The 13,663-nt window shown below is 66.6% G+C and carries 11 protein-coding genes; 4 read left to right on the plus strand and 7 right to left on the minus strand.

Translation table 11 applies throughout. From position 1 onward, the window contains the following. The first annotated feature begins 10 nt into the window (after positions 1-10). Positions 11-985: an ABC transporter substrate-binding protein gene (locus ACZK13_RS08770; RefSeq protein WP_478478151.1), complete on the plus strand. Its 975-nt coding sequence runs from the start codon at positions 11-13 to the stop codon at positions 983-985. 290 nt (positions 986-1,275) lie between these two features. On the opposite strand, the gene ACZK13_RS08775 is transcribed toward ACZK13_RS08770, so the two are convergent. After that, entirely contained in the window at positions 1,276-4,395 is a 3,120-nt protein-coding gene (locus ACZK13_RS08775) for a galactose-binding domain-containing protein (protein WP_478482450.1), read from the minus strand. A 198-nt stretch (positions 4,396-4,593) separates the two neighbouring features. After that, positions 4,594-5,670: an MBL fold metallo-hydrolase gene (locus ACZK13_RS08780; RefSeq protein WP_329914343.1), complete on the minus strand. Its 1,077-nt coding sequence runs from the start codon at positions 5,668-5,670 to the stop codon at positions 4,594-4,596. A gap of 104 nt (positions 5,671-5,774) precedes the next feature. Here ACZK13_RS08780 and ACZK13_RS08785 point away from each other — a divergent pair, with 104 nt between their 5' ends. Next, a complete protein-coding gene (locus ACZK13_RS08785) occupies positions 5,775-6,386 on the plus strand; it encodes a TetR/AcrR family transcriptional regulator (protein WP_049398557.1) in 612 nt (203 codons plus the stop codon). Here the strand turns inward: ACZK13_RS08785 and ACZK13_RS08790 are convergent. Together ACZK13_RS08790 and ACZK13_RS08795 are read right to left on the minus strand one after the other, a co-directional pair. Then, positions 6,383-8,329: an EAL domain-containing protein gene (locus ACZK13_RS08790; protein WP_049398556.1), complete on the minus strand. Its 1,947-nt coding sequence runs from the start codon at positions 8,327-8,329 to the stop codon at positions 6,383-6,385. The genes ACZK13_RS08785 and ACZK13_RS08790 overlap by 4 nt on opposite strands. A 63-nt stretch (positions 8,330-8,392) precedes the next feature. Beyond that, positions 8,393-9,319 (minus strand): LysR substrate-binding domain-containing protein, encoded by a 927-nt coding sequence (locus ACZK13_RS08795; RefSeq protein WP_430541999.1) that lies wholly within the window; start codon positions 9,317-9,319, stop codon positions 8,393-8,395. A gap of 96 nt (positions 9,320-9,415) precedes the next feature. Here ACZK13_RS08795 and ACZK13_RS08800 point away from each other — a divergent pair, with 96 nt between their 5' ends. Continuing rightward, a complete protein-coding gene (locus ACZK13_RS08800) occupies positions 9,416-10,927 on the plus strand; it encodes an MFS transporter (RefSeq protein ID WP_478482451.1) in 1,512 nt (503 codons plus the stop codon). On the opposite strand, the gene ACZK13_RS08805 is transcribed toward ACZK13_RS08800, so the two are convergent. From ACZK13_RS08805 to ACZK13_RS08815, 3 genes are read right to left on the minus strand one after another with little or no spacing between them, the layout of a single operon-like run. Continuing rightward, positions 10,921-11,637 carry an SDR family NAD(P)-dependent oxidoreductase gene (locus ACZK13_RS08805; RefSeq protein WP_478482452.1) on the minus strand — a complete coding sequence of 239 codons (717 nt, stop codon included), beginning with the start codon at positions 11,635-11,637 and terminating at the stop codon, positions 10,921-10,923. The genes ACZK13_RS08800 and ACZK13_RS08805 overlap by 7 nt on opposite strands. 28 nt (positions 11,638-11,665) lie before the next feature. Beyond that, positions 11,666-12,394 (minus strand): GNAT family N-acetyltransferase, encoded by a 729-nt coding sequence (locus ACZK13_RS08810; protein WP_478482453.1) that lies wholly within the window; start codon positions 12,392-12,394, stop codon positions 11,666-11,668. Between the two features lie 14 nt (positions 12,395-12,408). After that, positions 12,409-13,074, minus strand: a complete 666-nt coding sequence (locus ACZK13_RS08815; RefSeq protein ID WP_478482454.1) for an ArsR/SmtB family transcription factor — start codon at positions 13,072-13,074, stop codon at positions 12,409-12,411. A gap of 55 nt (positions 13,075-13,129) precedes the next feature. On the opposite strand from ACZK13_RS08815, the gene ACZK13_RS08820 reads away from it, so the two are divergent. Continuing rightward, a complete protein-coding gene (locus ACZK13_RS08820) occupies positions 13,130-13,633 on the plus strand; it encodes a DUF2938 domain-containing protein (protein WP_180844098.1) in 504 nt (167 codons plus the stop codon). Positions 13,634-13,663 lie beyond the last annotated feature (30 nt).

Genomic DNA, 13,663 nt, shown 5'->3' on the forward strand with positions numbered 1-13,663 from the left:
AAGGAAGACCATGCGCCCTGCAGCACCGCGTCGCCCCTCACGCAGCACCCTGTTGATCGTGGGTGTGCTGGTCATCGGCATCGCCGGCATCGTCTATTCGCGCGTGCGTCAGGCACCGGATGCCGGCACCGTGGCCGCAGCCAGCCTGGCGGGTGCGAACACCGCAATCCTGAAGGGCACGCTCGATCCGAAGGCGCAGGCGTTGATTCCGGCCGACTATCGCTTTGTCACGCCTGGTACGTTCACCGTGGCCACCCATCCGGGGCAGCTGCCGCTGGCCGACTATGGTACCGACAGCAAGGACGTGGTCGGCATCGAGCCGGACATCGCGCGGCTGATTGCCGATGGGTTGGGCCTGAAGCTGGTGATCGTGCCGGTGGCGTGGGCGGACTGGCCGTTGGGGTTGGAATCAGGCAAGTACGATGCCGTGCTGTCGAACGTGACGGTGACCGAGGAGCGCAAGAAGAAGTTCGACTTCTCCAGCTACCGTTACGATCTGCTCGGCATCTACACGCGCACTGATGGGCCGATCCAGAAGATCGAAAAGCCGGCCGACGTTGCCGGGCTGAAGGTGGTGGTCGGTGCCAGCACCAACCAGGACCAGATCCTGCGCCAGTGGGACCAGCAGAACATCGCCGCTGGCTTGAAGCCGGTGGAGTACCAGTACTTCGATGACGCCGTGGTTGGGCGGCTGGCAGTGATCACCGGGCGCGCCGATGTCTCGTTCGAGCCCAACGCCACCGGCGCCTATTCGGCGCGCGATGGCAAGGTGCGGCGTGTGGGCCTGTTCCCGGGGGGCTGGCCGAACGCCGCGGCGATCTCGGTGACCACGCGCAAGGGCAGCGGCCTGGCTGATGCGGTGACGCAGGCATTGAACACCCAGATCGGCAGCGGTACCTATGCGCAGGCATTGGCGCGCTGGAACGTGGCCGAGGAAGCGGTGCCGCAGTCGCAGACCAACCCGCCGGGGCTGCCGACGCTCTGACGCCGGGCATCGCCCGGCAGCTACCGCTGCTTTTGTAGAGCCGAGCCATGCTCGGCTGCAGTTCGCGTGGTGTGCGATGCGTCGAGCATGGCTCGACTCTACAAGAGCATCCACGCATGGCGTGGATCTACTCGCAGAGTCTGACTTCTGTAGAGCCGAGCCATGCTCGGCTGCAGTTCGCGTGGTGTGCGATGCGTCGAGCATGGCTCGACTCTACAAGAGCATCCACGCATGGCGTGGATCTACTCGCAGAGTCTGACTTCTGTAGAGCCGAGCCATGCTCGGCTGCATTACCAGACCGCTTCCAACGTCCGGAACGGTTTCGCCAGGCGCACGCCCTCGGCATCGAAGTCGGAAACGCTGCGTCCATCCACGCGCACAGACTTCGGCGCGGTCCGGTTCGGCCACCACATGCGCACGGCGGTGTCCTTGCGCAGCCCCTCGCCAATCACCACTGTCAGCAGCCCGTCGCGCTGCCGCGCCTGCATCTGCAACGTGCCATACGCGGTCGGCAGACGCTCCACCGCCAATCCATCGCCCGCCACCCACGAAGGCGGTGTCCCCGGCAGCAATGACAACGCGTCATCGTCCTCGCGCATCAACATGCCGAACAGCGTGCGGCCGTATTCGGCACCGATCCAGGTATGCGGCATGTCGCCCAGATAGCGCGGGAAGCGCAGCCGCGAATGCACGACCTCGGCCAGCACCTGCCACTCAAGCGGGCGCCGATCATGCAGCAGGCCCTGCAGCAGTTCGTCGGCTGCTTCGGGTTGGCCCAGGTGCACATAGCTCAGCACATTGCGGATTTCGTAGGGCGTATAGGCATACAGCGCTCCGGGCTGGCTGCGCTTGCGCACATCCTCCAGATAACGCGCGAAGGTGGTCCGCAGTGCCTCGGCGGGCAGCACGCTCTGCGCACCGGTGGGGTCCAGTGCGATCGATACGCCGGTTGGATCGCCATCGCCCAGGTCGGCCGAGGAGGGAATGAAGTCGATGCCCTTCCACGCCATCGTCGCCCGGATCGAGGCGTGCAGCGCGTCGTAGAGCAGCTTGTATTGCTCGCGCGCCCAGGCAGCAGTCTCGTGGTCGCCCAGCGCCTCGGCCAGCCACGCGCCGTCGTGCCACCCCTTCAGGCCCCAGTAGTCATCCCAGTAGCTGTGGGTAGGGGACGGATAGCCCTCATGGCTGATCGACGGCGCAAGAATGCCCGCGAAGCGCTCCGGCGATGGCTGGTCGGCCTTGTAGCCGGGCACCAGCGTGCGCTCGCGCAGTTCCTGCAGGAAGCGCAGCGCCGCTTTCACTTTCGGCAGATAGGCACGTACCGACTCGGGCCCGCCATCGAGGCGCGCGACATCGGCCACCAGCGTCACGTACTGGCCCTGGCTGTCGTACTCGATGTCCGAACCAAAGCCGGTGTTGACACTGCCATCGTCGTTGAGGATCGGCGAGACCAGGCCGTTGGCATGCACGCCGTGTTCGCTGTACCAGGCCAGGTAGTCGCGCGCGACGCGGGCTTCACCCATGCGCAGCAGCACCGCCGAGGTGGCCATGCCGTCGCGGATGAAAGAGCGGTTGTAGTTGCGGGGCCCGGGCTGCATGGCAGGGCCGGTCTGGTTGATCAGCATGTAGGCAGCCTGCGCGCGCAGCATGTCGACCAGCGAGGGATCGGGCAGGCGCAGGCCGACCTGGCCGAGCTGGGCCTGCCAATCTGCGGACGCCTGCGTGGCCAGCGTCTCGAACGCTGCATTGGCATCACGGGGCAGCGTGGCCAGGTCAAGCGCAGGCGCTTCGGGCAGCACGCCATTGGCATCGGCAGCGGCGGTGCCGAGTGGGAACGCCACGACCACCGCATCGCTGGCACCGGGAGCGAGGCGGATCCGGTAGCTCAATGCGGCTGCGGCCAGTCCTTGCTCATCACGTGCCTGCTGCGAGGAAGGCAGTTCGCCGGCAGCGATGTCCGCGGTGATCTCCGTTGCGCCGTCCTTCCCGAACGGCGCAACGGCGGACGCAGCCACCGGCGTGAGCGAGTACAGCAGCGTGCGGCCATTGATGCGCACGGCCTGTCCGTCGATGCGCACGTCCCGGATCGGCGACAGCCCGCCGTTCTGCCACGGCGGATTCATCTGCATCGGACGCACGACCAGACTGAGCGTGCCGTCGATCCGGGTGCTGCCGGTGTTGTGCAGTCGATGGCGGAGGAAGGTCACCGGCTGGCCATCGCGCTCGATGGCGAACACCTCACTGCGCAGCTCCAGCCCAGGCTGCGGCGACCAGGTGGCCGAAGGCATAGGCTTCCAGCCATCGCGCAGGGCGTGCTGTACGGGCTGACCGGCGGCACCTGCAGCACGCCCGTCGGCGCTTCGCCAGATCGGCTGTACCAGCGGCGCACCCTTGAACGCTTCCAGGTTGCCGTATTCGTCGAAGATGGATTTCTGCCGACCCGCGTGCACACCCACGGCGGTCCAGTAGGTCTGCTGCATCTGCAGCGAGGCGGGGAACAAGGCACGTTGCGCACCGCTGGCGGCAATCTGGTAGCGCTTCATCGGCGTCATCACGGCTTTCGGGCCAAGCAGGCGCAGGCGCGCGATCTGCGGGGCAGCGCCGTCCACGGCCAGGCGGAATGCACGTAGAGGTTGTGCCGTGTCAGCAGCCAGCCAACTCTGCCGATGGCTGGCCGCCTGTGCATCGTGTGCGAGGTCCTGCCATCGGCCCTGTGCGTCCTGCGCCTGCAAGCGGGCGGCGCCGCGCCCGCCATCGGCCCAGTCGACCGCGAGACCGGCCGTGGGCTGGGTGCGAGGCAGCATGATCTCGAGCGTATGGGATCCACCTTTTCCGGCTGGAACCGCGACGGTGCCACCGCCTTGCCAGAGCGCCGCCGCCTGCGCTGCATGGACACCGCTGATGCGTGCGCTGAGCGTGCTGTCCAGCGGCTCCATTTCGAAGATCGACACGCCCCAATCGGAGGTGCGCTGTGGGCTGGCCAACCTCAGGTAGCGCGCCTGGCGTGGCGCGAAGGACAGCGTTTCCACGTCGCCCAGCGAATCGGCCATGGTGTACGCGGTCTGCCACTGGGTGCCGTCCAGCGAGGTCTGCAGTGAATAGCCCTCTGGATTGGAGACATCCCAGGTAAGCCGTGCGCCGGCCAGCATCGTCGGTGCGCCCAGATCGATCTGGAACCAGTGGCCCGGACTGAAGGCACCGCCGGTGACGGTCTTGGGGTCGCCGTCGATCAGGTGGCTGATCGCCATCGCCGGTACCTGCTGCGAGGAGGCGCTGGCCTGCCATTGGCTGCGAGGTGGCAATGTCTGTGCCTGCGCGGAGGATGCCAGGACGGCGAGCATCAGAGTGGCGGCGGGTCGCCATGGGGCAGGTGGGCGGGAGACCTTGGAGCGTTCGGCGCGCAACGTCATTACGGACAGCCTCGCAGGTTCGACCGGAATCGGGCGAGCGCTACGCTAGCAAGGGATGTAATCGGTTACATGACGCACTGCAGCGGCGCAGGCCGTTTCTGCGTAGAGCCGAGCCTACGCTCGGCTGCCGTTCGGGTAGGCGCAGCCGAGCATGGCTCGGCTCTACATGGCTTCCGGCAGGTCAAGCGGCATCCCTTATTACAGCTCTACCGTCTCCCACCAGCGCGTGCCCGCCTGCGGCGCCTGCATGTCCAGTGCTTCGCCCATCATCGGCGTGGCCACCGGCACGTTCTTTGCGCCAGCCAATGCAGTGATGCGCTCGAACGGTTGCTGCCAGGCGTGCAGCGCCAGATCGAAGGTGCCGTTGTGGATCGGCAGTAGCCACTTGCCGCGCAGGTCCAGGTGCGCCTGCAGGGTCTGCTCGGGCTGCATGTGCACGAAGGCCCAGCGCGGGTCGTAGGCACCGGTTTCGATCATGGTCAGGTCGAACGGGCCGTACTTCTCACCGATGGCCTTGAAACCGTCAAAGTAGCCGGTATCGCCACTGAAGAAGATGCGGAAGTCGCCGTCCTGGATCACCCACGACGCCCACAGGCTGCGATCGCTGTCGCCCAGCCCACGGCCGGAGAAATGCTGGCCCGGGGTGGCGGTCAGGCGCAGGCCGCTGGCTTCGGTGGACTGCCACCAATCCAGCTGTTCCACCTTGCTGGCGTCCACGCCCCACGCAATCAGCTGGTCGCCCACACCCAGCGGTGCGATGAAGCGCGCGGTCTTGCCGGCCAGCTGCATCACCGCGGCATGGTCCAGGTGGTCGTAGTGGTTGTGCGAGAGGATCACGCCGGCGATCGGCGGCAGCTGGTCGATGCTGATCGGCGGCGCGTGGAAGCGGGCCGGGCCCATCCACTGCACCGGCGAGGCGCGCTCGGAGAACACCGGATCGGTCAGCCAGTATTGGCCACGCAACTTCAGCAGGATCGTGGAATGCCCGAGCCGGAACAGGCTGCGATCAGGCGCGGCGTCCAGGGTGGCGCGGTCCAGCGGCAGCACCGGAATGGGGTGGGCGGGCACGGTGCCCTTGGGCTTGTTGAACAGGAACGTCCACCAGATCTCCGCGCCATCGCGCAGGCCCATCGCCGGACGCGGCAGGGCATTGCGGAACTTGCCGTCGCGGTACTGCGGCGAATCGGGGAAGTCGGGGAGGGACCAGGACTTGCAGAAGGTGTAGGCGGTCACGGCGAGGATTCCAAGCAAAAGGACAAGGAGCAGGCGCTTCATGGGTGACGTCCGCTGGGTACACTGCACAGTGTAGTTTCGTGTTTTTCAAAAGTACACTGCCGGGTGTAAAATGGTGTCGTCCGTTCAGTTATCTGGTTCCTGCCATGTCCCGTGCCCCGCAACGCCTGACCGACCGCAAACGCGAAGCCATCGTGCGTGCGGCGGTGGAGGAGTTCCGTGCATCGGGCTACGAGGCGACCAGCATGGACCGCATCGCCGAGGTGGCCGGGGTCTCCAAGCGCACCGTCTACAACCACTTCCCGAGCAAGGAAGCGTTGTTCTCGATGATCCTGGAGGAGCTGTGGGAGCGCAGCGTGGCCAGCGACGCACTGCCGTACCGCGCCGACCAGCCGCTGCAGGCGCAGCTGATGCAGCTGCTGGGGCAGAAGCTGGAGCTGCTCAGTGATGCCAACTTCATCGACCTGGCGCGGGTGGCGATGGCCGAGATCATCCATTCGCCGGAACGTGCGCAGGCCATCGTCTGCCGCATGGGCGAGAAGGAAAGCGGTGAGAGTGCGTGGATCCGCGCGGCAATCGCCGATGGCCGGCTGCGCCAGGTCGATCCGGAGTTCGCCGGCCACCAGCTGCACGGGCTGGTGAAGAGCTTTGCATTCTGGCCACAGGTGACGATGGGGCAGGCGCCGTTGAACGAACAGGAGCGCGCACGCGTGGCCGAATCGGCGGTGGCGATGTTCCTGGGTTACTACGCGGTCTAGCTGGCGGCGAAGCGGCGGAACTCGTCGGCCGGCAGCGCCGCCGAGTACAGATAGCCCTGGCCGACATCCACACCCAGTGCGCGCAGTTGCTGTTCCTGCGCGAGGGTTTCGGTACCCTCGGCCACCACGATCGCACCGCAGCGATGCGCGACTTCGACGATGAAGCGAACGATCGACTGCGACTTGGCGTCGGACAGGGTGGCAATCAACGCCTGCTCGATCTTGACCTCGGCAATGGCCAGCTGCGAGAGCAGGATCAGGGTTGAATAGCCGGCACCGAAATCATCCAGTGACAGCGTGACCTCCGCCGCCAGCAGCTGTGCGATGTTGGCATCGACCACGTCGCGCTCGACGATCTCGGTCCATTCGACGATCTCCAGGCGCAGCATCACGCCGGGCACATCGTGCAGTGCCAGCAATTCCTGCAGGCGCAGGCCGAAGTCGGGCAGGCGCAGTGACTCGGCCGAAACGTTCACGGCGATCTTCAGCTGCGAGCCATCGCGTCGGCACTGCTGCAGGAAGTGGATGGCCGACTGCAGCGTGGCCCATTCCAGTTCAGCCAACCGCCCCTGCCGGCGCAGCAGCGAGATCACCCGCATCGGCGCGATCAGCCGGCCCTCGCCGTCGCGCATGCGCAGCAGTGCTTCGGCGCCGACCAGCTGACGATCCTGCAGGCGATGCTTGGGCTGGTAGCACAGGGGGGCATCTCCCTGCTGCAGCCAGCGTTCGAGGGCGACTTCGATCAGGGCGTCGATCTCGCTGTCGCGCTGGATCGGGTCGTCGAAGAACACGACGCCGGATTCGATCGCACTCAGCGCCACGGTGATCGCGCGGAACGGAAGATGTCCTTCGTCGGCATCGGCGGGGGGCTTCAATTCGACCACCGCACAGCGGAACAGCGGCCGGAAGCCGGGCCAATCGCGGCCGACCCGATCGGCCAGGTTGCTGGCCAGCTCGGTGATCTGCGGCTGCGTGCGCAGTTCGAACAAGGTCAGGTCGCGCACCAGGATCGCCAGCGCGGCATCGCCGAACTGGTAGATCTCCAGCTGCCCGGCTGGCAGCGAGGGCAGCAGCCGATGCACCTCGTCGGTGCTGTCGCGCTGCCACAGGCCGTTGTCCTGCAGCGGACCATAGCGCAGGCGCAGATCGCGCAGGTTGCCCATCTCGGCCACGATCAGGCAGGCCTTGCCGATGCCGTCGTTGTCGCGCCAGTAATGTTGCAGGCGTTCGCCAAGTGCACGCATGTTGGGCAGGCCACTGATCGGATCGATGCGCAGCCAGGCCTGTTCGCGCTGACGCTGTGCATCGATCTGCGCATCGTTGTAGACCAGCGCGAACACCGCGCCGAGCATCAGCAGCGATAGTGGCAGTGCCAGCAGCCGCTGGATTGCCAACTCCTCCACGGGCAGCTGATTGGCGCCGATGATTGCGACGCCCAGTGCCAGGCCCAACGCAGTGACGGCGATACGCACGCCCCAGGCCTGCAGGATCACGCGCAGCGAGAGCTCATTGAGCATGCGCGGGTGCAGGCGCCTGCGCAGCCAGACGCCGGCCAGCATCTGCAGCGTGGCCTCGAGGCCGGCTGGCAGGAAATACTGGGTGCCGGCAAACTGGTAGCGCGCCAGCAGGCTGGCGGCCAGGCAGGTCAGGCCGCCGCGCCAACCGCCCAGCAGGCCACTGACCAGCAGGATGTCGAAGCCGAGGTGCAGCTTGACCACACCCTGGGTGTAACGGGCCACGAACCAGGAATTGAACAGGTAGATCAGGCCCAGCGCCACGCCGACATACAGGCGACGGCCTTCAATGGCGTGCCCGGCGCGGCGGGTGGCGATCAGCAGCACGCCGATCATGCCGATCACCGCCGTGGCCTGCAGCAGGTACAGCGGCAGGCTGGGCAGGGCGCTGTCCAGGACCTGGGCCGAGACCCGTGAAAGCGCATCCATAGCAGGTTCCCGCCTGTGACCGACGGCCAGTGACGAGCAGCGTAGTCGCAGCAGCGCGCAGGTTCAATTGCGCTGGCTGCGTTCGGGCAGGAGGTGTTCGGCCATGAAATCCACGAACGCGCGTACACGCGGCTGCTGATGGCGATGGCTTGGCCAGAGGGCCCAGAAGGTGCTTCGCTCAGTGCTCCATGGGTCCAGAACGCTGACGAGCGAACCGCGGTCCAGCGCATCACGCGTGGCGAAGTCGGGCAGGCACGCAATGCCATGGCCATCGATGGCCATGTGCAGGATCGTCTCAAGATGATTGGCAGTCATTGCGGCAGTCAGCCGCAGCTCGGTGCCTCCCTCATGCGTGGGCAGCGGCCAACGTTCGATCAGGCCGGTGCCGGGAAAGCGATGGAGGAGGCATGCGTGGCCGCTCAGATCATCCGGGTGCTGTGGCGTGCCGCGCTTGGCGAAGTACGCAGGGGCGCCCACACAGAGCAGGCGGGCACTGCCGAGGTTGCGGCCGTGCAGCCTGGAGTCGGCGGGGTTGCCCGTGCGGACAACGGCGTCGAAGCCCTCCTCGATGACATCGACAAGACGGTCGCTGAAGTGCAGGTCGAGTTCGATGGCGGGAAAGCGGTGCGCAAAGGCCGATAGCACCGGCAGCATCAGTCCGCTGGCGAGTGGAAGACTGACCTTCAGGCGACCGCTGGGCGCGGCTTGGGCGTCGGTCAGCTCGCGCTCCGCTGCGGCGACCTCGGTCATGATGCGACGGCAGCGTTCAAGGAACTGCTCGCCTTCGGCAGTCAGGCTGACGCTGCGGGTATTGCGATTCAGCAGGCGGGCGCCCAGGCGCTCTTCCAGCCGGGCGATGGTCTTGCTTGCCGCCGAAGGGGTGATGCCACGCTGTCGTGCTGCGGCCGCGAAGCTGCGTGCCTCGGCGACCAGAACGAAGAGGCTGAGACCGGCAAAGCTGTCCATGACATGGCCATTGATGACGTTCATGTCATTAAAGCACGGACACAACGATGGATTCTTAGGCGATAGCGTCGTCGATAGCATCAATGGGGTGGCGCCTGGCCACGCTGGAGCTTCATCGACATGTCTGTTGCCTCTGCTGAGACGGCCGGATCATCACGCATTGGAGTGGTGCTTGCGGGCTGCCTGACGGCGCTCACCATTCCGTTGAGCATTGCCAGCCCCGCCGTTGGCATTCCCGCCATCCGGGACGCGCTGGGCGGTTCCCCTGCGGCGTTGTCCTGGATCATCAACGCTTATCTGTTGACCTACGGCTGCACCACGCTGGTGGCCGGTGGGCTGGCCGATCTGCATGGCAGGCGCCGGATCTGGCTTCTGGGCGGCACGTCGTTTGCGCTCGTCACCGGCCTGATCCCCTTGATGCCCGGTGTGGCGTGGATCAATGCACTGCGACTGCTTCAGGGGATGGCGGCGTCGGCTGCGTTTGCCGGTGCGATGGCGTCGCTGGCGCAGGTGTTCGACGGCGAGGCGCGGGCAAGGGTGTTCAGCCTGATCGGCACCACCTTTGGTGCAGGAGCCGCAGGCGGTCCGCTGCTGGCAGGCGGGTTGATCGATGCGCTGGGCTGGGAATGGGTGTTCTTCCTGCCTGCGTTGCTGGCCGCCCTGACCGTACCGTTGGTCGCCCTGTCATCCGTCGAATCGAAGAGCACCGGTTCGCCACGCCTGGATTGGCTGGGCGCCGTCACCTTCATGCTGGCGCTGGGGTCACTCACCTACGCCATGATCGTGCTGCCGGAACGCGGCCTGTTGCATCCGCAGACGCTGGTACTGCTGGCGCTCTCGATGGTGTTGCTGGCCGCGTTCATTGCCGTCGAGCGCTCCCATCGAACACCGCTGCTGGATCTCGGGCTGTTCCGCAACCGGCGCTTTGTCGGCGTGCAGATTCTCGCCGCTGCGCCTGCATTCTCGTACGTCGTCCTTCTGGTGGTGCTGCCGGCGGGGTTCATCGGTGTTGAAGGGCTGCGGCCCACCGAAGCTGGACTGGCGATGGCAGCACTGTCTGCACCCTTGCTGGTTGTTCCCCTGGTTGCCGGTTACCTGCTGCGCTGGATTCCGGCGCGGACGCTGTGCTGTGCGGGCCTGCTGATCGGCGCGCTTGGACTCGCATGGCTGGCCCAGGTGTTCCAGCTACCTTCGGTGCGCTGGATGCCGATGCTGGTCATCGGGATCGGCATCGGTCTGCCTTGGGGGATCATGGATGGCCTGGCGGTCAGCGTGGTTGGCAAAGAGCAGGCAGGCATGGCCGCGGGCATCTTCAACGCAATGCGACTGGCAGGCGATTCCATTGCCCTCGCGCTTGTCGGCATCATGCTTTCTGCCCGGATTGGCGGGAGCGTAGCGCTGGAAGCCGGCGTCGTGGCCCGTGCAGCTGTGCACCGGCTGTCCATGGGCGACCTTGGCGGAGCGGTGGAGGCATTGCCCGGCGTTTCGAGAACGGCGCTGGCCCAGGCATACATGGAGTCCGTCCGTGGCCAGCTGTTTGTCCTGGCGATGGCGACCGTGCTGACCGCCATCGTGCTCGGGTACCTGTTGCGCGAAGAGGTCGAGCCTGGCCTGCGCAGAGTCGGTCAGTAGCGCGGGTCGGCGATGGCCGGCAGCACCAGTTCGCGCACGAAGCCGGACGGTGACAGCTGCAGCAACGCGCGCACCACCGCAACGACGTCGTGCACCGGCACCAGCTCGCCGTCGCCGCGCGCTGCGGCCTCTGCCACCGGCACTGAAAGTGCATCGTCGGTGTTGAGGTAGCCCAGCTGCAGGCTGGTCACCGCCAGGCGGCGATCGCGGAAGCCCTCGCGCAGTGCATCGGCGATGCCGTTGAGCGCGAACTTGGATGCGCCGAACGCCACTTCCGGGCGGCCGCTGCGTGGCAGTGCCGAGGTCGAGCCGGTCAGCACCAGCTGCGGGCGTGGTGCGCCCAGCACCCGCGGCAGCAGGCGCTGCAGCAGCACCAGGGTCGCGGTGATGTTGACGTCGACGAGTTGGGTGAGTGCGGCATCGGTTTCGTCGAGGAAGGCGTACTCGTCGCTGAAGGCGGTCTCTTCCCAGATGCCCAGGTTGTGGATCAGCACATCCAGATCGGCAGGTGCCTGTGCTGCGATGTGGTCGGCAGCCACGGTCGGCTGGGACAGATCGGCTTCGATCCACTGCAGGGTGACGCCCTCGGGGCATTCAATATCGCGCGGTCGGTTGCGTGAAACGCCGATGACGGTGTCGCCTGCACTGCACAGGCCTTCCACGAACGCCCGACCGAGGCCCCTGCTGGCGCCGATGACCATCAATTTCATGTTGCTTCCTTGTTGTACTGCGGCGGCCTCAGTCGACCGCCAGAACGGTGTCCCAATCGGCGAACGCACGCAGGCCGCTGCGTTCGGCGGTAATGATCGAGGCGGTGTTGTCGAGCTGGCAACGGTACTGCGGCTGCAGCCCGGCCGTCTGTGCGGACACGGCCATGGCGCGTACCAGCTGGCGCGCGTGCCCGCGACCGCGGGCTTCGGGAAGGGTCAGCACGCCCATGTCGGCCAGGGCCGGATCCAGGCTCCACGGGTACATGCTTCCCGCGGCAACCAGCCGCTCGCCATCGAAGGCGCCGAACACCTGCCAGTGGTCCAGCTCGACCCAGGCGGCATCCAGATCCTCCTCGCTCGCGCTGGCCTGGAACCCGTCGAACGCGGCTGCGTCGGCCGGGCCAAGACGGCGGATATGTGGCGGTGCAGGGCGCTCGGCCAGGGCCGCAAGTTCTGCGGCGGGGAAGTAGAAGACGCGATCCGCGCCATGCGTGCGCTGGCCGAGCTGCTGCAGGCGCAGTTGCAGCTGCGGGAGCGTCCAGCGCGGTTGCGCGTGCAGTTGCAGGCGAGCGGCCAAGGCCGGGCGCAGCAGTGCGCGCGCGGGGCCCGCGACCGGCTGCAGCAGCATGCCGTCCTCGCCCTCATCGAAATCATCGCTGCACGCCAACTGCAGCAGCGGATCATCCTGCAGCATGCGCTGCCCGGAGAACACGCTGCGCCAGGTCGCATCGATCAACGGGGCAAACACATCATCCATGACCGGTGTCTCGCTCAGTGCCGGGGCAGGTCCACCTGCAGGCCGGCGGCCTTCCATTCGGGGTAACCGGCGGCGAGCCGCTGCGCGGTCAGTCCGGCCTCGCGCAGCATCGCCACCGCATCGTTGGACAGCACGCAGTAGGGACCGCGGCAGTACGCGACAATGTGGACGGCACGCGGCAGTTCGTCCATCCGTGCACGCAGTTCTGTAACGGGAATGTTCAGCGCGCCGGGCAAGTGGCCCAGATCGAATTCCTCACGCGGCCGCACATCCAGCAGCACCACGCTGCTGCGTTGTTCCAGCAACTGCTCGACAGTCAGGCCTTCCAGAGCATCGCGGCGCTGCAGGCTGTCGTGGATCACGCCGTGCATCTCGCCGCGCTGGTGGTCGGCATAGTCGCGCAGCGCGGCCAGCAGGTTGCCCAGCGGACCCTCACCACTGCGGTAGAGGATGCGCTTGCCATCGCGTCGGGTCTGAACCAGGCCGGCACGGCGCAGCTGCTGCAGATGCTGGGAGGTATTGGCCACCGACAGCCCGGTCAGTTCGGCCAGGCGCTCCACTGCGCGCTCGCCCTGGGCGATGTGCTCCAGCAGGGCCAGGCGATGGGCATGGCCGAGCGTGCGGGCGATTTCGGCCAAGGCTTCCAGCGGTGAGAGCGGTGGCTCTGTTGCAGCGTTCATGCGGCGCACGCTAGCATCGCTCTATCATTCAAGCAAATAATTGAAGGTGCGCGATATGGCTGGCTTGGCGACATTCGTGATGGATGCGGTGGTAGTCGGCGTGGGAGCGACCGCTGTGATGGACCTGTGGGCGCTGGTGCAGCGGCGGCTGCTCGGCATTCCCTCGCTGGATTTCGCGATGGTGGGCCGCTGGTTGGGGCATCTGCCGCGCGGGCGCTTCCGCCACGATGGCATCGGCCGCTCGGCTGCGGTCAGTGGCGAGCGCGCGCTGGGCTGGACCGCGCATTACGTGATCGGTGTGGTCTTCGCCGCGTTGCTGCTGGCCGTGGTGGGGAACGGTTGGGTGCAGGCGCCGACACTGTGGCCGGCGCTGGCCTTCGGCATCCTCAGCGTCGCCGCACCGTTCCTCATCCTGCAGCCGGGCATGGGCGCGGGCATTGCCGCTTCGAAGACCCCGGCGCCGGGCAAGGCGCGCCTGCGCAGCCTGGTGGCGCACAGTGTGTTCGGCCTGGGCATGTACCTTTCCGCGTTGTTGTTGGCTGCGGTCCATGCAGGATGAGCGAGAATCCGTGGGGTCACCGGCAACAGG

The sequence above is a fragment of the Stenotrophomonas sp. 99219_Sma genome, from assembly GCF_056480785.1.